23 protein-coding genes are annotated in these 20,651 nt (G+C 43.5%); 21 read left to right on the top strand and 2 right to left on the bottom strand.

Annotated elements, in window-relative coordinates:
• The first annotated feature begins 43 nt into the window (after positions 1-43).
• The 13 genes from Xmir_RS07920 to Xmir_RS07855 all read left to right on the top strand — a co-directional run bounded on the left by Xmir_RS07920 (position 44) and on the right by Xmir_RS07855 (position 10,366).
• Positions 44-2,023, top strand: a complete 1,980-nt coding sequence (locus Xmir_RS07920; protein WP_099113852.1) for a replication endonuclease — start codon at positions 44-46, stop codon at positions 2,021-2,023.
• A gap of 115 nt (positions 2,024-2,138) precedes the next feature.
• On the top strand, positions 2,139-2,366 hold the full coding sequence (locus tag Xmir_RS07915) for a hypothetical protein (protein WP_099113851.1): 228 nt from the start codon (positions 2,139-2,141) through the stop codon (positions 2,364-2,366).
• Between the two features lie 18 nt (positions 2,367-2,384).
• Positions 2,385-2,621, top strand: coding sequence for a DinI-like family protein (locus Xmir_RS07910; RefSeq protein WP_099113850.1), 237 nt, complete (start codon positions 2,385-2,387; stop codon positions 2,619-2,621).
• 224 nt (positions 2,622-2,845) lie between these two features.
• Positions 2,846-3,049 (top strand): tail protein X, encoded by a 204-nt coding sequence (locus Xmir_RS07905; RefSeq protein WP_099113849.1) that lies wholly within the window; start codon positions 2,846-2,848, stop codon positions 3,047-3,049.
• A 9-nt stretch (positions 3,050-3,058) separates the two neighbouring features.
• Entirely contained in the window at positions 3,059-3,322 is a 264-nt protein-coding gene (locus Xmir_RS07900) for a hypothetical protein (RefSeq protein WP_099113848.1), read from the top strand.
• 63 nt (positions 3,323-3,385) lie between these two features.
• Entirely contained in the window at positions 3,386-3,889 is a 504-nt protein-coding gene (locus tag Xmir_RS07895) for a lysis system i-spanin subunit Rz (RefSeq protein ID WP_099113847.1), read from the top strand.
• Between the two features lie 177 nt (positions 3,890-4,066).
• Positions 4,067-4,702, top strand: a complete 636-nt coding sequence (locus Xmir_RS07890; RefSeq protein ID WP_099113846.1) for a phage baseplate assembly protein V — start codon at positions 4,067-4,069, stop codon at positions 4,700-4,702.
• Entirely contained in the window at positions 4,699-5,040 is a 342-nt protein-coding gene (locus tag Xmir_RS07885) for a GPW/gp25 family protein (protein ID WP_099113845.1), read from the top strand. The genes Xmir_RS07890 and Xmir_RS07885 overlap by 4 nt, the downstream gene beginning before the upstream one ends.
• Before the next feature lie 3 nt (positions 5,041-5,043).
• The gene (locus tag Xmir_RS07880) at positions 5,044-5,952 is read left to right on the top strand and encodes a baseplate assembly protein (protein WP_099113844.1); all 909 of its coding nucleotides are present in this window, start codon (positions 5,044-5,046) and stop codon (positions 5,950-5,952) included.
• Positions 5,945-6,553 carry a phage tail protein I gene (locus Xmir_RS07875; RefSeq protein WP_099113843.1) on the top strand — a complete coding sequence of 203 codons (609 nt, stop codon included), beginning with the start codon at positions 5,945-5,947 and terminating at the stop codon, positions 6,551-6,553. The genes Xmir_RS07880 and Xmir_RS07875 overlap by 8 nt, the downstream gene beginning before the upstream one ends.
• Positions 6,550-8,244, top strand: a complete 1,695-nt coding sequence (locus tag Xmir_RS07870; RefSeq protein WP_099113842.1) for a phage tail-collar fiber domain-containing protein — start codon at positions 6,550-6,552, stop codon at positions 8,242-8,244. The genes Xmir_RS07875 and Xmir_RS07870 overlap by 4 nt, the downstream gene beginning before the upstream one ends.
• Positions 8,241-8,837: a tail fiber assembly protein gene (locus Xmir_RS07865; RefSeq protein ID WP_208620406.1), complete on the top strand. Its 597-nt coding sequence runs from the start codon at positions 8,241-8,243 to the stop codon at positions 8,835-8,837. The genes Xmir_RS07870 and Xmir_RS07865 overlap by 4 nt, the downstream gene beginning before the upstream one ends.
• Before the next feature lie 569 nt (positions 8,838-9,406).
• On the top strand, positions 9,407-10,366 hold the full coding sequence (locus tag Xmir_RS07855) for a glycosyltransferase (RefSeq protein WP_099113840.1): 960 nt from the start codon (positions 9,407-9,409) through the stop codon (positions 10,364-10,366).
• 45 nt (positions 10,367-10,411) lie between these two features.
• On the opposite strand, the gene Xmir_RS07850 is transcribed toward Xmir_RS07855, so the two are convergent.
• Positions 10,412-11,029, bottom strand: a complete 618-nt coding sequence (locus Xmir_RS07850; protein ID WP_244170891.1) for a tail fiber assembly protein — start codon at positions 11,027-11,029, stop codon at positions 10,412-10,414.
• Positions 11,029-12,570 (bottom strand): tail fiber protein, encoded by a 1,542-nt coding sequence (locus tag Xmir_RS28105; protein WP_244170890.1) that lies wholly within the window; start codon positions 12,568-12,570, stop codon positions 11,029-11,031. The genes Xmir_RS07850 and Xmir_RS28105 overlap by 1 nt, the downstream gene beginning before the upstream one ends.
• Positions 12,571-13,058: 488 nt before the next feature.
• On the opposite strand from Xmir_RS28105, the gene Xmir_RS07840 reads away from it, so the two are divergent.
• The 8 genes from Xmir_RS07840 (at position 13,059) to Xmir_RS07805 (ending at position 20,628) form a co-directional block, all read left to right on the top strand.
• A complete protein-coding gene (locus tag Xmir_RS07840) occupies positions 13,059-14,234 on the top strand; it encodes a phage tail sheath protein (RefSeq protein ID WP_099113838.1) in 1,176 nt (391 codons plus the stop codon).
• 11 nt (positions 14,235-14,245) lie between these two features.
• Positions 14,246-14,764, top strand: coding sequence for a phage major tail tube protein (locus Xmir_RS07835; protein ID WP_099113837.1), 519 nt, complete (start codon positions 14,246-14,248; stop codon positions 14,762-14,764).
• A gap of 106 nt (positions 14,765-14,870) precedes the next feature.
• On the top strand, positions 14,871-15,188 hold the full coding sequence (locus Xmir_RS07830; protein WP_074020973.1) for a phage tail assembly protein: 318 nt from the start codon (positions 14,871-14,873) through the stop codon (positions 15,186-15,188).
• 14 nt (positions 15,189-15,202) lie between these two features.
• Positions 15,203-15,322, top strand: a complete 120-nt coding sequence (locus tag Xmir_RS07825) for a GpE family phage tail protein (protein WP_208620403.1) — start codon at positions 15,203-15,205, stop codon at positions 15,320-15,322.
• Positions 15,315-18,272, top strand: a complete 2,958-nt coding sequence (locus Xmir_RS07820; RefSeq protein ID WP_099113835.1) for a phage tail tape measure protein — start codon at positions 15,315-15,317, stop codon at positions 18,270-18,272. The genes Xmir_RS07825 and Xmir_RS07820 overlap by 8 nt, the downstream gene beginning before the upstream one ends.
• Entirely contained in the window at positions 18,269-18,775 is a 507-nt protein-coding gene (locus Xmir_RS07815; RefSeq protein WP_099113834.1) for a phage tail protein, read from the top strand. Before Xmir_RS07820 ends, Xmir_RS07815 begins: the two co-directional genes overlap by 4 nt.
• Complete coding sequence (locus tag Xmir_RS35015; RefSeq protein WP_099113833.1) at positions 18,772-20,322, top strand: phage late control D family protein; 1,551 nt, start codon at positions 18,772-18,774, stop codon at positions 20,320-20,322. Before Xmir_RS07815 ends, Xmir_RS35015 begins: the two co-directional genes overlap by 4 nt.
• A gap of 69 nt (positions 20,323-20,391) precedes the next feature.
• Positions 20,392-20,628, top strand: a complete 237-nt coding sequence (locus Xmir_RS07805; protein WP_099113832.1) for an ogr/Delta-like zinc finger family protein — start codon at positions 20,392-20,394, stop codon at positions 20,626-20,628.
• The last annotated feature ends 23 nt before the right edge of the window (positions 20,629-20,651 follow it).

Here is a 20,651-nt window from a genome sequence, read left to right as displayed (position 1 = left end):
TGAGTACGCCAGGCACACGTATACCTTCAATAGGGTGAAATGGATGAATAGTGACCTTACTGCTAATAAACATAATGGTGATTATTTTATTGCTAATCACAAACAAACAGCTATGTTCCAGCCGAGCATACCGCAGGGTGTTTCAATGGCAGAACGTTTATTATGGGAAGTCAACGCAGATGATCACCAATGGCGTCACCAGTATATCGGGCAGATGCCGGACTTTCTGGCGAAATATTTCAGCCGCCGTTATGTTGATATCTTTCACCGTTCAGGCCGCCGTGATGCGAATTCCTTCCTGCGAAAAACGGTCGGGCAAAATGTTTTGCCACGATTACAATTAGTAAAGAAAAGATACCAATTCAACCACTATGTTTCTGGTATAGCGCCTTTTCCTTTTATTGAGCAACTGGAAAAGGTGGCGACATATGATCGTAAACAACTTTTGAAACTAGCTCATGAAGTTGCCGTTTTTATTTCCGGCAATTATGAGCATTATTCTTTAGCGTACTCCCAAAAGCATCCATCAACCTCCTCTGAGGGGAATAATGAGATATTTTCCCGTGTCGCTAAATTCTACGAATTGTTGGCAAAGCTGACTTTGCAATGTAATACGAACCCACCTTATTGGTATCGTTTCAAGCGTGGGCGTAAAGCACCATCGATAGATCAGCTCTGTTCGGGGATGTTACGCATGATGTCAGCCCGCTGGTGGTATTTCCGCTTAAAGCGCCTGCGTGATGTTCAATCTGAGCATATGGCGATTGCAGTCGGGCAGGTACAGCAAGCGGCTTCTCCTTATGTTTCACGGCAAGCACTGCGGGAATGGCTGGAACAAAAACGGCGTAATCGTGAATTTTTCAAACATTTTGATTTAGAAAATGAAGAAGGAGAACGAATTTCTCTGGCAGATTCGGTTATTCATAGTAATGCCAATCCCGCGATTCGGCGTTGTGAGTTGATGGTCAGAATGCGCGGTTTCGAAAATATCGCTGATAAAATGAACTGCGTTGGGGAATTTTATACCATCACAGCTCCTGCGAAATATCACGCTGTCCAGCGTCAGGGAGGATTTGTCAAATCTTGGGATGGCACAACTCCACGTGATACTCAACGTTATTTATGTAGTGTCTGGGCAAAAGCTCGTGCTGCGTTCGCACGAGCAGGGATTAATCTATTTGGCTTCCGTGTGGTAGAACCACACCATGATGGCACCCCTCATTGGCATATGGTGCTGTTCATGTTGCCAGAGTATTTGCAGCAAGCCAGAGAGATTCTTGAGCGTTACGCCTGTCAAGAAGAGCAGGGGGAATTGCAGAATGAGCAAGCTAAAAAGGCACGTTTTGATTATCGGACGATCGATCCTAATAAAGGCAGTGCAACAGGCTACATAGCGAAGTACATTTCCAAAAATATTGATGGCTATGCTTTGGAAGAGGAAAAAGACCATGAAACCGGCGAATCCTTGCGCGATATGGCAAAATCAGTGACAGCCTGGGCGAGTCGTTGGCGTATTCGGCAATTCCAACAAATTGGCGGTGCTCCGGTTTCAGTTTGGCGCGAATTACGTCGCCTCAGAGAAATACATTTGTCTGATACCAAAATTAATGCGGTTTTACAGGCAGCCGATGAAGGTAATTGGGCAGCTTATACTCAAGCACAGGGTGGGCCGTGGGTTGCTCGTCGCGATTTGGTTATTCGCTTATCTTACAAATATATCCCGTTTGGCAGTCCCTATGGTGAAGATGTTCATTCCATACAAGGTGTGACATCACCATTTCTATCCGGTATGGAATTTATTTGCACACGTATTCATCAATGGAACATCGTTCCTAAAACGAATACAGCTTCTACACCAGAACGGATTGTTTATAAAAGAAGCAAAAAGTTCTCATCTTGGAGTTCTGTCAATAACTGTACGGATGAACAGTTAAAGTGTTATCGGGATCATAGAATTCATATAGTGGAAAAATCCACCAAATTGGCAAATTTTTCTGCTAAAACAGCAGATAATAGTTATTAACTATCAAATTTAATCACCAGAAAAGGTAAAAACTACTTTAAATTTAATCTTATTACGTGTACTGTATATACATACAGTTTCTTATATGGAGGCAGATAGATCAGTGGAATCTCTTATGGAATCATTGGTAGCGCAACGTATCAATTTCATTGCTCGAATGGCAACAAGTTGCGAATGCAATCATGCGGAAGACAAAGAGCTGGCACTGGTTTGGATAGCGGAGCTATCTGCACCTTATGAAAAAAGGTTTAATAGTTACCAAAGTAAATTGAGTGGTGACTTGTTAGATAATGAGGTGGCCAGTAACAAAATGTTAAGGAATTCAGGTTCGATAGAAGAATAGATTTAGCAGGAGAAAAGGATGCGCGTAGAAATACTTTTCGATAGACGAGCTAACGTTTCTGAAGCAGTTATGTCTGCACTTGAAAATGAATTAAGAAAAAGAGTATTACCACACTATCCTGATACACATTTTAGAATTGCAGTCAGTAGTAGTACCTCCGTAAGAGTGACAGGGACAAAAAAAAGCAGCGAACAAGAACACATCATGGAACTTATTCAAAACGTCTGGGAGGATGATAGCTGGCTGCCGGATTAAATATGGCGGTTCATAGATATCCTCCGAATAGATTTTGATAAGATAAAAAAACAGCACAAAAGGCAGGCGCTATTTCCTGCCTTTTGTGCTTACTGAAATCAACAAAATTGCTATTCATTTGTATTATTCCCCTAACAATCTCATCTCATTGAGGCATTTTTCCGATTATTCGATCATAACTCTCCGATTTACTGACTATTTTCTGCAAAGAAAAAGGAGAGTGTATGCAAGTTATCGCACAACAAAATGAAACGATTGATGCCATTTGTTGGCGCCATTATGGTCGCACGTTGGGAATGACTGAACGTGTATTACAGGCAAATCCCGGGCTGGCTGATTTTGGCGCGGTATTGCCTCATGGAACGAAAGTTGAAATGCCGGAATTTATGCCTGCTGCCAGCAAGCCCATGATCCAGCTTTGGGATTAAGGGGAATGTATGGATAAATACAGCCACGCCACCTATGCCTGTGCCAGTACCACTGCCATTTTTTCCGGCCTTTCTTTATATGAGTGGAGTTTTGTGCTTGGCGCGTTTGCCAGCATTTCCCTCGGCATCTTAACCTATCGTCTCAATCGTCGGGAGCAGATGAAACGAACTCTGATCTTGAAAAACATCCTGGAAAATCTGGAATTAGAACCTGCGTCAAAATCAGCCAAGATTGTCAGTGAGCTGATAAATCAAGCACCGAAAGATTTGTAACCGGGAGGCTGAACAAATTTGTTGGGAATTAAGTTGGGAATAGGTACGTTGGGAATAGGTGCGATGAAAAAAATGCCTTTAATTGTGAGCTTGATAATTGGCATTAATCTTGGTTGGTGGGGGCATCGCTCCTTGTTTCTGGATGAAATAACCATTTTGAAACAAAAAAATGCTGCACAACTTGTTGCCATTAACCAAAAAGTGAGTTCAGAAACACTGGCTGCCATCCAACAAATGAAAACTGCACAAAATCGGGTTGCAGAATTGGATGAATATTATTCAGGGAAATTAGCTCATGTCACCGAAGAAAATTCGGCTTTACGTGCTGACATTGCTGCTGGTCATCGGCGGGTGCAAATCGCCGCCACCAACCTTGCTACCTGTCAGCTCACCCAAAACCGAGATACCAGCGCCCGCAGCGTGGGCGATGGAACCCAAGTCGAATTCACTGCAAAAGCTGGACGCACTATTTACGATGTCCGAGCCGGAATCATCAGCGACCAGGCCAAATTAGACTATTTGCAACAGTATGTGCGTGATGTTGTCCGGCAGTGCAAGCCAGAATGATCGCATGTTGTCTTAATGCCTTTCAGTTCCACTCAAAAGATAGCGAAAAGCCTTTTTTCATTCTGAAGCAAGGCTTTTATTTCATTGATTTAAAACGATTTTATCTCTGGATTTGTATGTTGTTTCTTACAAGCCTGGTTTAATGTCTGGCCTGCTTTTTCATGGCATTCTTACGTCATGAACACACAACTCACTGAACTGATGCGCTTATTGCGCAACCTGATCCGAACCGGCGTCATTACCCAAGTGGACACCACAAAGGGAATGTGCCGTGTCGCGACAGGCAATCTTGAAACCAACTGGCTGCACTGGTTGACATCCAGAGCGGGAAACTCCCGCACATGGTGGGCGCCCAGTGTCGGTGAACAGGTTTTATTACTGTCCATAGGCGGAGAACTGACCACCGCCTTTGTATTGCCAGCGATTTTTTCAGATGAGTTTCCGGCTCCATCCACATCACCCGAAGCGACGCATATCAAGTTTCCGGACGGTGCCGTGATGGAGTATGAACCGCAATCCGGCGCATTGACTGTGACTGGCATTAAAACCGCGACAGTGACTGCATCGGATTCCGTCCATATTACCGCGCCGGAAATCACTTGTGTCGCCAGCACCCGAATTACGCTGGATACACCGGAAGTCATCTGTACGCAGCTAATGAGCACAGGCAACTTGATTGTGCGCAACGGCGGCAAAATGACGGGCAATATTGAACACACCGGAGGCACATTCAGTTCCAATGGTGTGGTCGTGGATTCCCATAAACACACTGGCATCAGGTCAGGCGGTGACACATCAGGAGGCCCCGTATGATGTATCTGGGAATGAACCGGCAGACGGGCCGGGAGTTGACAGATCTGGCTCATGTCCGGCAATCCGTCAGCGATATTTTATTAACCCCGGTGGGCAGTCGTATTGCACGTCGCACCTACGGCTCTTTACTGCCGGAACTGATCGATTGGCCACAGAACCCGGCGCTCCGGCTTCAGGTGATGGCGGCCAGCTATACCGCAATCAGCCGTTGGGAGCCACGTGTGACGCTGACGTCCATCACGATGGAAACCCTACAGGACGGCAGAATGGTGGTGGATATTACAGGTACTTATCACCAATCCGCCAAAGAATTTTCACTTTCGATTCCGGTGAGGTAAGCAATGCCAACAATCGATTTAAGCCAGTTGCCACCACCGGATGTGGTTGAGCCACTGGATTATGAACAACTGCTGGAAGAGCGCAAAAAAGGATTGATCTCGCTCTATCCGGAAGATCAGCAAGAGGCTATTGCTCGTACCTTGCAACTGGAGTCCGAACCTTTGGTCAAGTTGCTGGAAGAGAACGTTTATCGTGAATTGCTCTTGCGTCAAAGAGTTAACGAAGCCGCTCGGGCAGTGATGGTAGCCTATTCAACAGGCAGCGATTTGGATCAATTGGGTGCAAACAACAATGTATCCCGCATGATTCTGCGTCCTGCGGATAACTCCACCGTACCACCGACACCTGCGTTAATGGAGTCTGACAATGATTACCGCGTACGCATTCCGCAGGCCTTTGAAGGCTTGAGCGTAGCCGGTCCGGTCGGTGCTTATGAGTACCATGCCCGCAGTGCGGATGGCCGTGTTGCGGATGCTTCAGCAATCAGCCCATCACCGGCTAACGTCACAGTGACCATTATGTCCCGTGAAGACAAAGGCGTCGCTTCCAAAGAGCTACTGGAAAAAGTCGAAAAAGCACTGAACGACGAAAACGTGCGTCCAGTAGCGGATCGATTGAAAGTTCAGTCTGCCAACATTGTGGAATATGAAATTGATGCGGTGCTGTACATTTTCCCGACACCGGAATCAGAACCTATACGCAAGGCGGCTGAACAAAAACTAAAACGCTATGTTGAAGCACAGCATCGTCTGGGACGTGACATTCGTTTGTCGGCGATTTATGCCGCACTGCATGTGGAAGGCGTCCAGCGAGTGGAACTGAAAGCCCCCTTGAAAGACGTGGTGTTGGATAAAACTCAGGCTTCTTACTGCACCAAGACCACATTGACGATGGGAGGCTCGGATGAGTGATCGCCTTCTGCCGGTGGGTTCAACTCAGCTAGAGCTTGCGGCGGCTAAAGCCTGCGCTGAGTTGCAGAAAGTTAAAGTTCCGCTCCGTGAGCTGTGGAACCCAGACACTTGTCCGGCATCGCTTCTGCCTTATCTGGCCTGGGCATGGTCAGTTGATCGCTGGGACGAACGCTGGTCTGAGAGCACCAAGAGGGAGGTGATCAAAAGCTCGTTGTTCCTGCACAAACACAAAGGAACGATCGGAGCGATCCGGCGGGTTGTTGAGCCTTTGGGTTATCTTATCCGCGTCAAAGAGTGGTGGCAGACCAACGATGCGCCGGGCACCTTCCGACTGGATATTGGTGTACTGGATAGCGGTATCACCCATGAAATGTTCGAGGAACTGGAAAACCTGATTTTTGATGCCAAGCCAGTCAGCCGACATTTGATTGGGTTGGATATCAATCTGGATACACGCGGTGAATATCACTACTCGGCGGCGACATACAGCGGTGACGAACTGACAGTTTACCCTTATTTCCCGGAACAAGTGACCGTATCCGGCTCAGAATTTGTGGGCGCGGGCATACATATTATTGATGACATGAGGATTAGACCATGAGTACCAAATATTTTGCGTTGCTGACACAGTTAGGCGCAGATAAGTTGGCAAATGCTGCGGCATTGGGTACTAAAATTGAAATTACCCATATGGCCGTCGGTGATGGTGGTGGCAGCTTGCCTACACCAGACACTAAACAGACTAAACTGATTAATGAAAAACGTCGTGCGGCAATTAACACGTTGAGCATCGATCCGAAAAACACCAACCAAATCATTGCAGAACAGGTTATTCCTGAAAACGAAGGTGGCTGGTGGATCCGTGAAATCGGCTTGTTTGACAAAGATGGCATTCTGATTGCGGTGGGTAACTGCGCGGAAACCTACAAACCCCAATTGCAGGAAGGTTCTGGTCGTACCCAGACCATTCGCATGATTCTGATTGTCAGCAGCGCTAATGCGGTGACATTGAAAGTTGACCCGGCTGTGATTTTGGCTACGCGTGAATATGTGGATGATTCCATTCAGAAACACGCGAACAGCCGTAACCATCCTGACGCAACGCTGAAAGAGAAGGGATTTGTCATCCTGAGCAGCGCGGTGGATAGTAATAGCGAAACCCATGCAGCAACGCCAAAAGCGGTGAAGGCGGCGTATGATTTTGCTAATGCGGCGAATAATAATGCTAATGGCCGCGTTCCGGCTGGGCGTAAGGTGAATGGTAAGGCGCTATCGGCGGATATTGCACTGAATTCGGGTGATGTTGGTGCGTATAACAAAGGTGAAACTGATACGCGAGTGAATGAAGCCAAGGCACAGGCTAAGGCTGCAAACGATAATGCTAATGGCCGAGTTCCGGCTGGTCGTAAGGTGAATGGTAAGGCGCTGTCGGCAGATATTTCGCTGAATTCTGCGGATGTTGGGGCGTATAACAAAGCCGAAACTGATGCGCGAGTGAATGAAGCCAAGGCACAGGCAAAAGCCGCAAACGATAATGCCAATGGTCGAGTTCCTTTGGGACGTAAAGTGAACGGTAAGGCGCTGAATGCTGATATTTCATTAAACGCAGCAGATGTTGGTGCCTATAACAAAGACGAAACTAACACTAAAGTAAATGACATTAAATCTTTAGCTAACACAGCAAATCAGAATGCGGTTAATGCAAATAATAATGCCAATACACGTTTGGAGAAAAACAAGAACGGTGCAGATATTCCAAACAAAAATGAGTTTGTGAAAAACCTCGGTTTAACGGCAGGCTCAGCATTACCTGTTGGTGTGCCTATTCCGTGGCCATTGGCAACCCCTCCTGCTGGGTGGATAAAATGTAACGGCGCTACATTTACCGCGACACAATATCCTGAACTGGCGCGAGTGTATCCCTCATTAAGATTACCGGATTTGAGAGGGGAATTTATTCGTGGGTGGGATGATGGCAGAAAGGTTGATGTTGGACGTGTGCTCCTTAGCCTCCAAAATCACGCATTTCAGAACCATTCTCATGCATTACCAACCAGTAACGGTGATAACAGCATAGCGGAAACCGGGATCACAACTGTTTTTGACGATAATAAATCGTCAAATTTTGCGTTGAATCTAACAAATACACAACGTCCAGTCGGAAATAACGCTGGATTGTGGAGTGGTAATTATTTCAGAACATATAGCTCCAGCGTTTATGGTGGATTTTCTGTTGCGGCCGAAACACGCCCGCGAAACATCGCATTTAACTATATTGTAAGGGCCGCATAATGACTGCAAAATTAAACAAAAATATGATCGCCACTGTAGCGGGTGATATTACTGTTTATAACTATCACAGCGAAACACGGGAATATAGTTCTACATCTGTGGAGTTCTTGCCCGTAGGTGTCGGCATCCCTGCTCACTCGTGTGTTGATGCACCGGGTGAAAGTAAAGAGGGTTATGCTATTTGCCGCTCGCAGAATTTATCAGCGTGGGAATACGTTGCTGATCATCGAGGGGAAACGGTCTACAACACTAAAATGGGCGCCGCACTGGTGATTACAGTGCTCGGTGACTATCCGTCGGACACAACGCCAGCCGCACCTACTACAGCATTTGATAAATGGGATGGTAAACGATGGGTGACCGATGCGGATAAAAAACAGGCTCATGAGAGACAACAGGCAGAATCTGAGAAACGGCAATTACTGAGAACGGCAGCCGAACACATTGATATCTGTCAGGACGCCGTCGATCTGGATATCGCCACCGACACAGAAAAATCCGCATTAATCGCATGGCGTAAATACCGAGTACTGCTCAATCGGGTGGATTGCGCTACTGCACCCGATATTGAATGGCCGGAGCAGCCGAAATAGAAATAGGGGCTACGCGCCCCTTGATTGTTACTCTGGTTTTTCAGGCCAGTTGATTTTTGGTGCTGTTAAACAGTCTGTAGAGGTCAAGAAATACCGGACACTATTTTAGCCTCTTCCCACCGCTGTTCATATTCAACCGGAGTGTGTCCGTAACTACTATACCGCTACACGGGACGTAATGTTGATCCGGGAAGAAAGGTTCTGTCTTATCAAGAGGGTAGTATACAAAGCCATACTCATTCTGGAGTGTTTACTAGAGCATTTGAAAGAGAATCCGGTGGTCGAGGTGGCTGGGGTGCTACAAATACTAATGGAAATACTGCAGCGACTGGCGGAAATGAAACCCGTCCTCGTAATATTGCATTTTTATATATCGTTAAAGCTGCTTGATGTTTTATAAGATAGTCTTGGGTAAGTAAATTATCCAGGATTATGAACATAGATGGTTAGTATAACATTTAAGTCATTGCTGATTTATAGGTCTTTAGGTTACATAAAATATATGAATGGATTATTTGCTTATAACATGATAATATATTTTAAATTTAAATTAACAAAATGGTTTTTCAATGGATAAAATTATTGTTAATGGAGTTTTGAATCATAAGTTCATATCAGAGTGTGCTTATGATTTTGAAGAGATAATAAATAAAAAAACAAATCCAGATTTAATTGAAGATAGGTATTATCGCAAAGGAAAGGCGTGCTGGGTTCTTCAAACTTTAATTAACCTAAAATATTATTATGCTGATTGCTTGTATATTACACTAACCAATGAAGTTCGTGAAGATGCTATAAATCTATTACACTATGACGATTTTAGTTTTAAAACAAAACCATGGAGAGGTAAGACTATAATATGTCAAGCGGATAGACCTTCTGTTTCTGGTTCTAATTACATTATTGTCCAAAACCCATTACAAGCCCAAAATGGGAAAATTTTCATACCTCACTGGCCGCAACCAGGATTAAAGCCTAGAGCTAAAAATAAGCATGAAATAAAAAATATAGGTTTTTTCGGGCATAAAAATGCATTGCCTGATTTTTTTTCAGATGAGAATATGAAAATAGAATTAAAAAAAAGAGGAGTTAATTTTATAACCCCATACAAAGATTGGTGTAATTATGCAGATATGGATATTGTTATAAGTTTTAGAAAAAATGATGGTAGCTTAGATCTTTTAAGAAAACCTGCAAGCAAGCTCATTAATGCTTGGAACGCGGGTTGCCCTTTAATTTGTGACGATGAACCATCCATGCGAGCGATAAGATTAAATGAATTAGATTATTTAATCGCAAAAACACCAGAGCAGTTTATAGAAGCAGTAGACAGTTTAATCAATCAACCTGATTTATATTTATCTATGGTGTTAAATGGTAAAAATAGATTCGAAGAGTATAACCGTCAAGCTACGGTAAATAAATGGATTAATTTAATAAAAAAAATTCATCAAGAAAGAAAGACAAATAAAATCACTGGGATGTCAAAGCTGATTAAATTTTATTTTTATAAAAAACACATCCAATGAATTTTTGTTAATAATGAGCAGAAAGGGGCATTACGCCCCTGATTATTATTCTGGTTTTTTAGGCCAGTTAAGTTCTTTGATATCAGAGATATCAAGATCAATCAATTTAACACTATAAACTTCCCACTTGTGTAATAGTGAAATTTCCTCTTTTGAAGCCATATCAAGTCGAACTTTACGCTCCAACTGAATAATTCTTTGTTCAGCTTCATGCAGCAGTGATTGTTTTTGATTTTCTATTTGCTGTAAATCATGCTTTTGTTTTTCATCAGAATCCGTTATCCATTGTTTTCCATCCCATTTATCAAATAAAGTCTTAGGCTCTAATAGAGTTAATTCAGAAGATAATTCTCCAATTGATTGTATTTTATGGGATTGCTGGGTTTTAATATGATAAGCAGTTTTTCCACGATAATCTGGTTCATTAATCCATGACTTTTCATCTTCACTGCGACAAACAGCAATATCAGTGGAATCTGGTATTTCAGGTGCGTCTAAATAAGCGCCAGCAGATAAACCGACACCAATGACAATACGTTCCATATCAGCAAAAATATATTCTCTTGTTTCAGTATTAGCCCGATAAACCATTACCCAGCCATTAGAAGTTGCAAAACCATTTTCATCAAATTTTGGTGTTTTAATATCTGTTGTATATTTCATTATGCTGCTCTCACTATATATAAAAATGCAATATTACGAGGACGAGTTTCATTACCAACTATTCCATTATTACTGAAACCATCAAAATCTGAGCCATCATTGGTAAATACCAATCGTTGTTTAGAATCAGAATGATAAGAACCTGCCTTACCAGCATTATCTGTCCACCCAAAGGCATGAGCTCTCCCCCCATATCCATTAACATGCCTATGTTTTTGTACCATTTGATTTTGCCATGACAAAATATTACGTCCTGAATCTATATTTCGCCCTGCGTCCAAGCCACGGATAAATTCCCCCCGCAAATCTGGTAATTTTCCTGATGGATAGGCTAAGCCTAATTTAGGGTAAGTTGATTTATTAAAAGACTGACCATTACAAACCAAATAGCCAGACGGCGGATTAGCTTGTGTCCATGGTAAAGGAGTACCAACAGGAATATTACTAATATTAGCAACATCATCAGTTGTAGCAACAACACCATTCTTTTGAGGAAAATTCAATACCCATTGATTTTGGTTACCTTGATTTCTCTGAACAAAATATATACCTTTTCCATCCTGAGTAGTTTCTAAGTATATATAGTCTCCGGTGTTTTGATGGACAAAATTAACTCTACCATAACCAGTATGTCTAATAGTATGCGCTAAATAAGAATTTATTGTACCGGGGCAAATTAATTCCCCACTTTTAGAAAAAACCCACTCTCCTCCACCATCGTAACCATTATTAACATGTATTCCGTCACCACCTTTATCCTTATATATATAAGCACGTGTTTTTCCATCATTATCTCTAAGAGCAAAATGTTGCCTTCCATCACCTTGAGATATAACTACATTTGAAGCTGCTAATTCTCCATTTAGCTTTCCACCTGTGATTGGATAGGCATTCTTAGCCAAATTGATGGTTTCTGCATAATCATGGGCATAAGGCAAAACAGTATCGTCGTATTCTTTTCCTAACAGGAGATCACCAATAGCATAGGATTTTACCATCCATTTGATTTCCTTATCCTGATTATTTGACCAACTACTTATTTCAACCTCTCCTTCTTTATTGGAAGAATAGATACCGGAAAAATTACTTGTCACATGGTAGGTTAAACCGCCACGTAAATAACAACCACTCAATACGTCACAATAAGTGATATCACCAGATTTCAGATTATGTAAAAGAGGAAATTTACCATCGAGAGGTCTTGCAATACTCATCATTTTATAACGAATATTTTTGACCGTGTTACGATAAGTTTGACTAATTCTCTTTATATTCAGATAGTGAGCATCACCACCCCATGGATTATCTCCACCTTCTATTTGTAATAACAAACCTGCAAGGTGTGTTTCTTTCCCAAACGGGTTTTTATCTCCTCGATCTTCCGCATAATTACGATGTATGGTTAACCATGGATTAGCCCCAATGTCATTGGATGGAAACCGCCACCATACGGGGTAATAGCGATCACTGCTTAATCCGGTTAAGTCTATCGTCTGGTTAAAACGGGGTTCTCCCTGGACATCTCCCGCATTCAGGGTCACATCCTCCGCTAACGCTTTCCCATTCACCTTCCGTGAACTCGGCACCGCATTCTGGGCCTGGTTTCGGGTTTCCGTTAAACCGAGGTTATTCAAAATCTCTGGATCCCTACGATCCAAGCAAAGATCCCACTTCTTATACCCTGAAAACCAAAACTCAATGACAAAAATAAGTCACTTTAGCCTGTCAAAAAATAACCAAAAGTTAAAATTACACCGAACAATACCGAAAAGGATAAATTTTGAACTAATTATCGCTCAATAAATAATCAATATAAGGTGGTTATTTAACCAATAAAGAATTCACCCCAACCAAACCATCAATTTCCCCAACTACAACCAAAAATCAATTAAATACTAATTTAACTAATTGATTATTAATAAAAATATAAAGCCACATTTGTACCTCCAACCACACATCCCCAATCGAATGATTTCCCTCGCCTAATCCGCCAATATATCAGCACACCTTAACAGGAGAACCGCTAATCATGGCACAAGACTATCATCACGGCGTCCGTGTACAGGAAATCAAAGAAGGTACGCGCACCATCACTACCGTTAGCACCGCTATCGTAGGTATGGTTTGTACTGCACCTGACGCAGACGAAAAAACATTTCCATTAGACACACCGGTATTACTGACTGACGTTATGAGCGCCATTGGTAAAGCTGGTGAAAAAGGCACTTTGGCCGCATCACTGAAAGCAATCGCAGCACAGGCACAACCTGTCACTGTCGTGGTTCGTGTGGCTGAGGGCGAAACTGAAGAAAAAACCAGTAACAATATCATCGGTGGGGTTACTCCAGAAGGCAAGAAAACGGGTATGCAGGCACTGCTCGCTGCGCAAAGCCAGCTCGGTGTTAAACCTCGCATTCTGGGTGTTCCGGGTCTGGATTCAAAAGCTGTGGCCGCTGAACTGGCCGTTATTGCCAAGCAACTGAAAGCAATGGCGTATGTCAGCGCTTATGGCTGCAAGACCTACATTGAAGCGATCAAATATCGTGAAAACTTCGGTCAGCGTGAGGTAATGCTGATTTGGCCTGATTTCCTGAGATGGGATAAAGGTGAAGTTATCGCACCTGCAACGGCTTATGCACTGGGCTTGCGCGCTAAAATCGACGAAGAGACCGGCTGGCACAAAACATTGTCCAACGTAGGTGTTAACGGTGTAACGGGTCTGTCTGCCGATGTCTTCTGGGATCTGCAAGCGACTGGAACTGAGGCTGATCTGCTGAACCAGAATCACATCACAACACTGATCCGCAAAAACGGTTTTCGTTTCTGGGGTTCACGCACTTGTGCTGGCTCTGATTCTGAGGACTCACTGTTCCCATTCGAAAGCTACACCCGTACCGCTCAGGTTCTGGCTGACACCATGGCTGACGCGCATATGTGGGCAATCGACAAGCCGCTGACTCCATCGCTAGTTCGCGACATTATCGAAGGTATCAATGCCAAGTTCCGCGAGCTGAAAGCAGGTGGTTACATCATTGATGGTCGTTGCTGGTATGACGACAAAATCAACGATAAAGACACCCTGAAAACCGGCAAACTGACCATCGATTATGACTATACCCCTGTGCCGCCACTGGAAAACATGATGTTGCGCCAGCGCATTACAGATAGTTACCTGATGGATTTCGCGAAAAGTATCAATAAATAAGGGGCTAACTGATGGCATTACCTCGCAAACTTAAATACCTGAACTTGTTCAATGATGGCAACAACTATCAGGGGATTGTGGAAGAACTGACTCTTCCTAAGTTAAGCCGCAAGCTGGAAGCTTATCGCGGTGCTGGCATGAACGGCAGCGCAATGGTGGATCTGGGTCTGGATGAAGGCGCACTGGATGCTGAATTCACTCTGGGTGGAGTTGAAGCTCAACTGTACAAACAGTGGGGCATCGCGAAAGCCGACGGTGTCATGCTGCGCTTTGCTGGCTCTTTTGAGCGTGAAGATAACGGTGAAGTAGTTGCAGTCGAAGTTGTGATGCGTGGTCGCTTCCAAGAGTTCGATCACGGTACTTATAAACAAGGTGATAACACTCAGACCAAAATCACCGCCAAAAACACTTATTTCAAACTGACATGGAATGGTGAAGAACTGATTGAAATCGACACCATCAACATGGTTGAAAAAGTAGGTGGGGAAGATCGTCTGGAGCAGCATCGCCGCGCTATCGGTCTTTTTTAATCGCTTCTTTTAGCAATTAGCTTTTTTAAAACTTATTTCCTGTCTCTTCTTTGCATTAATCGTGCTTGTTGAGACAGGCTTTTAATCGGATAAACAAGGTTGAACCATGACAGAAACACTGAATACTCAAAATGACGATCTGCGCACCATCGAATTGGAAGCACCACTGGCACGAGGCAACGGCGAAATCACGGAAGTGATGGTACGCAAACCTAACAGCGGTGCGTTGCGCGGTGCACGTTTGCAGGCACTGCTGGAAATGGATGTGGATTCTATGCTGCTTGTCCTGCCGCGTGTTACCACCCCTGCATTGACCAAAAATGACCTGATGATGATGTCACCTGGTGATCTGATTAATCTCAGTGTGGAGGTGGTCAATTTTTTGTTGCCGAAGTCGGTCAAGTCCGATTCCCAGAACGATTAACGGTTGATGAATTGGTGGCAGATATTGCCACCGTTTTTCACTGGACACCGGCAGTGACAGATGAAATGTCACTGCCGGAACTGTTGGACTGGCGACATCGGGCCATTTTAAGAAGTGGTGCAGAACATGAGTAATATACAGTCGCAGCTAGACAAGGTATTGAGTGCCGTTGGAAAGCTGACCAGTTCCTTTAAACCTTTTCAACGGTATCAGAAAAAGCTGGCGGATACAGTAGATAAAATCCATAACCAGTTTAAAAAGCTCAATAAGAGCATTGAGAGTTTAAAACCTATAGTCGGATATGCGCAGGAAACTGCGCGTATGCGTGCCGATCTTAAAGCCTATAATCAAACAGTTAAACAATCTTTATCTGTGCGGCAGAATTCCTCAAAAATGATGCAGGTGAGTGCCGCCAGTCAATCAGTCAATGTTACCCAAATAACCCAAAGTGTCAGACAAAATAATTCGTCCAGTAAGAAAAGTGAACTTAATGTTGGTGTGACTGGGAATATGACTAACAATTTTTCATTGTTAGATAAGCTGGTCATTAATATTAATCCTAAGATAACAATTTTATTTGGCATGCTGAATAAAATTAATGGGGTTCTGAATTTAACGACTGGTTTTGTAAAGGTAACATTCCAAACATTAATTAGTCATATACAAATATTCGGCAATATTGGCATAAAAGCATTTGGTTCATTAAAAATCAGTTTGGCAATATTTGCTCAACTAGGTATTCAGGCATTTGCAACTTTCAGTGCGAAACTGAATTTTTTTGCCCAATTGGGGCTTAATATTTTTGTGCAATTAAGAGCCAGCCTAAATGTATTTGTTCAAATTGGTATTCAGGCGTTGAATAAATTAAGTACCAGTTTGGATCTCTTTGCCCAGATAGGGATTCAGGCTTTTATTGAATTAAAGGCCAGTCTTAATTTCTTTGCGCAGTTGGGTATTCTGGCATTTGGTAAACTGAAAGCCACGCTGGATTCTTTTGTCCAGCTGGGCGTGCAGGCGCTGGACAGATTGCTGGCACCGCTGGATGTCTTTACCCAGCTGGGGCTGAAAGCGTTTGAAGAATTAAAAGCCAGCCTCGCCTTCTTTGCTGATTTGGGCGTTCAGGCACTGGACAAGCTGAAAGCCACGCTGGATTCGTTTGTCCAGCTGGGCGTGCAGGCGCTGGACAGATTGTTGGCACCGCTGGATGTCTTTACCCAGCTGGGGTTGAAAGCGTTTGAAGAATTAAAAGCCAGCCTGGCCTTCTTTGCTGATTTGGGCGTTCAGGCACTGGACAAGCTGAAAGCCACGCTGGATTCGTTTGTCCAGCTGGGCGTGCAGGCGCTGGACAGATTGCTGGCACCGCTGGATGTCTTTACCCAGCTGGGGCTGAAAGCGTTTGAAGAATTAAAAGCCAGCCTCGCCTTCTTTGCCGACTTGGGTGTTCAGGCACTGGACAAGCTGAAAGCCACACTGGATTCGTTTGTCCAGTTGGGCGTGCAGGCGCTGGACAGATTGCTGGCACCGCTGGATGTCTTTACCCAGCTGGGGCTGAAAGCGTTTGAAGAATTAAAAGCCAGCCTCAATTTCTTTGCCCAATTGGGTGTTCAGGCACTGGATAAGTTGAAATCCAGTCTGGATATATTTACTCAGATTGGGGTTCAGGGACTGGAAGAATTAAGAGCCAATTTGAATAGATTTGCGCAGGTCGGTATTCAGGCGATGGAGAATTTAAGAGATGGCTTGAAGGCATTTGCACAATTCGGAACTGAGGCTTTGGAAGCACTAAGAGCCGCCATGGATTTTTTTGGTAAAACCGGGAATAAGGTTTTTGGCTCACTTAATGATGGTGCTGATCTGCTATCTAATAAAGGAAATAAAGATACTTTTGGCAAACAAAGTAGAGGATTGGGTGTATTAGGAAATATTGGTCAAAAAGTTTTTGGTGTTTTGGGTAACGGAATAAATATTCTGGCAAGTGTTGGTGTAAAAGGCTTATCTTTTTTAAGTAATGCTTTCAGTGTATTAGGTAAAGCAATACTGTTTATTGGTCGGGCTATGATGGCAAACCCAATTCTTGCCATTATTGGTGTTATTGCAATGGCTGCTATTTATATTTGGCAGAATTGGGAATCATTGGGGCCAAAATTTACCGCTTTATGGGAAAGCGTTAAAAATATCTTTAGCGGTGCTTGGGAAGGAATTAAAAACCTTGTTAATACTGCATGGGAAGGTATTAAGAGCTATTTCATGAGTGGGGGGCTCATCGGCATTATTTACCAAAACTGGGATACCATTAAACAAAGCGCTTCAGAAGCCTGGGAATCGGTTAAAGCGACAATAAGTGGAGTTTGGGAATCGGTTAAACAGAATACATCAGAAATTTGGGAGAGTGTTAAAAAATCAATTTCAGATAAATGGAATGAAATTGTTACTGATGTTCAGGCGATTCCAGAAAAATTAAAAGCTGCCGGTTCGGAAATGATCGATGCCCTATTAGGAGGTATTCAAGAAAAGTGGAACACTCTGAAAGATAAATTCAAAAGTTTTGGTGATGCAGTTAAATCATTCTTTGGTGGTGGTGATGATAAAAAGGAAGTTGAATTAAAGAAATCAGAGCAAATTACCAAGAGTGAAACAGTCCAACAAGCGCAGAATATTACGCCAAAGTTAAGAGATAAAGGTGGATATGTCTCTGCTGGGGATATTGCCATTGTCGGCGAACGTGGCCCTGAATTAGTCAGCGGCTCAGCAAATGTGACCAGCCGGGTAAATACGGCGAAGTTTGCTGCTTTGGGGCTTGCTGTTAGCTCAATGTCATTGCCTGTAGCGGCACAAGATGCACCGTTACATGTGCAAAGTTTGCCAGCTCATGCTTATGAGGAAGTTCAGGCGAAGAGAGAGCGGAGCCAGCCACAGCAATATAGTGGCGCAGCACCACAATATAACATTTATGTCTATGGCTCACAGGGACAATCCGCTCAGGATATTGCCCGCATGGTCAGACAGGAACTGGAACAACGGGAACGTATACAGCAAGCCCGTATGCGTAGCTCATATTCTGATAGGGAGGAATTATTCTCATGATGGCTGCACTTGGTTTATTTGTTTTTATGTTGAAAACAACGCCATACCAGAGTTTTCAACATAAACAAAGCTGGAGACATGCCTTCAATAGCCGTGTGGGAGCACGGCCTGCCTGGCAGTTTATCGGTCCGGATAATGACACGGTCACGCTATCAGGGGAACTTTATCCTGAGCTGACAGGTGGTTCTCTTTCTCTGACCGCATTGAAATTAATGGCGGACAGCGGCAAAGCATGGTCTTTCATTGATGGTAGTGGTGTGATTTATGGCATGTTCGTTATCGAAAGCATTGATGAGACAAAAACGGAATTTATGTCGGGCGGTGCGGCCAGAAAAATCAGTTTTACACTGACCTTACGGCGGGTTGATAACAATCTGCTTGAAATGTTGGGAGATTTGCAAGATCAGCTATCTGAAATACGGGACAAACTGCCTAACTCATTGGATGAGCTTTATAAACTAAAGGATCAAGCCATTGATAAAGTTAAGGGAACATTCTCATGATAGATTTTCAACAGTGGATACCAAGTACAGATTGGGTTCCACAATTTGATTTGATTACTGGCAAAGATGGTGCACCGGCTTTTCGATTGGAAACCAATAACAAGGATATCACTGGCAAAATTCAATCACGCTTAATGTCGCTAACATTGACGGATAACCGCGGCTTGGAATCAGATCAGCTAGATATTGAGTTGGATGATGCGGATGGGAAACTTATATTTCCTTCCCGGGGTGATGTTCTGATACTGGAATTAGGGTGGCATGGCCACCCCTTAACCCCAAAGGGAAAATTTGTTGTTGATGAAATCGAACATTCTGGTGCTCCTGATCGACTGACAATTCGTGCTCGCAGTGCGGATTTTCGTGGTGATCTGAATGTCAAACGCGAAAAGTCTTACCATAAGCATACGTTAGAAAACATTGTGAGTGCGATTGCCACGAGAAACCAACTGACATTCAAAATCAGTGAGGAGTTGAAAGGTATCTCCATGCATATCGATCAGACTACTGAGTCTGACGTGAGCTTTTTGACTCGTATAGCAAAACAAGAAGGGGCAATTGCTTCCGTCAAAAATGGTGAGTTGTTGTTTGTTCGACAAGGGCAGAATAAAACGGCGAGTGGTGAGGATATTCCACTTGTGATGATTACTCGTGAATCAGGGGATAGCCACCGGTTTTCTCTGTCTGATCGTGAAGCCTATACCGGTGTCGTTGCCCAATGGCAGGATACACGCGTAGCCACTAAGCAGACAGTTAAACTGAGACGGGCGGAATCAAAGAGCGGGAAAGTTGAAATTACCCTTGAATATGGAAGCAGCGAGAGCAAATCATCAGACAAAAGTTCTTCTCAAAAAGACAAAAAGACTTCCCAAAAAGAGAAAGATTCTGCCAAGAAAAAAGAATCTCCAATCTCTAAAAAAGAAAAAGGTCGTAAAAGTGAACCTTCTCGTGGAGTGGAGCCTGCTAAGTCTGGCGGAGTAAGTCTGAATAAGAAAGGTGGCGTCAATTTAACGAAGAAAAACAACAAAACAAAAGGAAAGGATAAGCCTGCTTATATTCAAAAGGGACAAGACGGACGTAAAAGGAAAAACAGGGATAGCGGAGGTATCAATAGAGAAAGGAATATCAAGATTGAGGGAAGTGTATCCTATGAGGAGCAGCATGAATCAACGATTGAGCATCATAAAACAACCACGGTACAGCAAGAGTCTGCAAATTATTTGGTGGGAACACAGGAGAATGTTCTGACGCTTTCGCGTGTTTATTCTAACAAGGAAAGTGCGGAGCGAGCTGCCAAAGCTGCTTGGGAAAAAATGCAGCGAGGCGCAGCGCAATTCTCTATCACATTGGCGAAAGGGCGTGCAGATATCTACCCTGAAACGCCTATCCAGCTCAAAGGATTTAAGAAGGAAATTGATGGAACTCATTGGACGTTGGTGAAAGTAACTCACAACCTTAATGACAGTGGTTTTACGACATCATTAGATCTCGAAATTAAAATTGATGATGTTGAGATCAAAACGGAGGGTACCGAAATAAATACTTGATCTCAATATGAGATCTTTGGTATATTGTTCACCAGACGAGAAGATATTATTTCAAGAAAGGTGAACAATATGATTAAGTGTCCTCTGTGTGGTCAGTCAGCGCATACTCGTAGCAGCTTCGAGCATTCAAGCCAAACAAAGGAGCGCTATAACCAATGTCAGAACATCAATTGTGGAGCAACGTTCGTCAGCCATGAAACCTTTGTCCGTTTCATTTCTAAGCCGGGTGAAGTCCAGAATGTAACGCCGCATCCAAAGGCAAAAGCTAAGAGACAATCTCGCCAGAAAGCGGCTGCCGCACAATAAATAACGAAGAAATCATTGCTCCA

Source organism: Xenorhabdus miraniensis, assembly GCF_002632615.1.
The sequence above is the reverse complement of the archived record's forward strand: the minus strand, read 5'-3'. Positions and strand labels throughout refer to the sequence as shown.

What these genes read in the sequence shown, in the direction of transcription:
- Xmir_RS07920 (WP_099113852.1), top strand. Translation starts at nt 44, where the DNA reads ATGAATAGTGACCTTACTGCTAATAAACATAATGGTGATTATTTTATT.
- Xmir_RS07915 (WP_099113851.1), top strand. Translation starts at nt 2,139, where the DNA reads ATGGAATCATTGGTAGCGCAACGTATCAATTTCATTGCTCGAATGGCA.
- Xmir_RS07910 (WP_099113850.1), top strand. Translation starts at nt 2,385, where the DNA reads ATGCGCGTAGAAATACTTTTCGATAGACGAGCTAACGTTTCTGAAGCA.
- Xmir_RS07905 (WP_099113849.1), top strand. Translation starts at nt 2,846, where the DNA reads ATGCAAGTTATCGCACAACAAAATGAAACGATTGATGCCATTTGTTGG.
- Xmir_RS07900 (WP_099113848.1), top strand. Translation starts at nt 3,059, where the DNA reads ATGGATAAATACAGCCACGCCACCTATGCCTGTGCCAGTACCACTGCC.
- Xmir_RS07895 (WP_099113847.1), top strand. Translation starts at nt 3,386, where the DNA reads ATGAAAAAAATGCCTTTAATTGTGAGCTTGATAATTGGCATTAATCTT.
- Xmir_RS07890 (WP_099113846.1), top strand. Translation starts at nt 4,067, where the DNA reads ATGAACACACAACTCACTGAACTGATGCGCTTATTGCGCAACCTGATC.
- Xmir_RS07885 (WP_099113845.1), top strand. Translation starts at nt 4,699, where the DNA reads ATGATGTATCTGGGAATGAACCGGCAGACGGGCCGGGAGTTGACAGAT.
- Xmir_RS07880 (WP_099113844.1), top strand. Translation starts at nt 5,044, where the DNA reads ATGCCAACAATCGATTTAAGCCAGTTGCCACCACCGGATGTGGTTGAG.
- Xmir_RS07875 (WP_099113843.1), top strand. Translation starts at nt 5,945, where the DNA reads ATGAGTGATCGCCTTCTGCCGGTGGGTTCAACTCAGCTAGAGCTTGCG.
- Xmir_RS07870 (WP_099113842.1), top strand. Translation starts at nt 6,550, where the DNA reads ATGAGTACCAAATATTTTGCGTTGCTGACACAGTTAGGCGCAGATAAG.
- Xmir_RS07855 (WP_099113840.1), top strand. Translation starts at nt 9,407, where the DNA reads ATGGATAAAATTATTGTTAATGGAGTTTTGAATCATAAGTTCATATCA.
- Xmir_RS07850 (WP_244170891.1), bottom strand. Translation starts at nt 11,029, where the DNA reads ATGAAATATACAACAGATATTAAAACACCAAAATTTGATGAAAATGGT.
- Xmir_RS07840 (WP_099113838.1), top strand. Translation starts at nt 13,059, where the DNA reads ATGGCACAAGACTATCATCACGGCGTCCGTGTACAGGAAATCAAAGAA.
- Xmir_RS07835 (WP_099113837.1), top strand. Translation starts at nt 14,246, where the DNA reads ATGGCATTACCTCGCAAACTTAAATACCTGAACTTGTTCAATGATGGC.
- Xmir_RS07830 (WP_074020973.1), top strand. Translation starts at nt 14,871, where the DNA reads ATGACAGAAACACTGAATACTCAAAATGACGATCTGCGCACCATCGAA.
- Xmir_RS07820 (WP_099113835.1), top strand. Translation starts at nt 15,315, where the DNA reads ATGAGTAATATACAGTCGCAGCTAGACAAGGTATTGAGTGCCGTTGGA.
- Xmir_RS07815 (WP_099113834.1), top strand. Translation starts at nt 18,269, where the DNA reads ATGATGGCTGCACTTGGTTTATTTGTTTTTATGTTGAAAACAACGCCA.
- Xmir_RS35015 (WP_099113833.1), top strand. Translation starts at nt 18,772, where the DNA reads ATGATAGATTTTCAACAGTGGATACCAAGTACAGATTGGGTTCCACAA.
- Xmir_RS07805 (WP_099113832.1), top strand. Translation starts at nt 20,392, where the DNA reads ATGATTAAGTGTCCTCTGTGTGGTCAGTCAGCGCATACTCGTAGCAGC.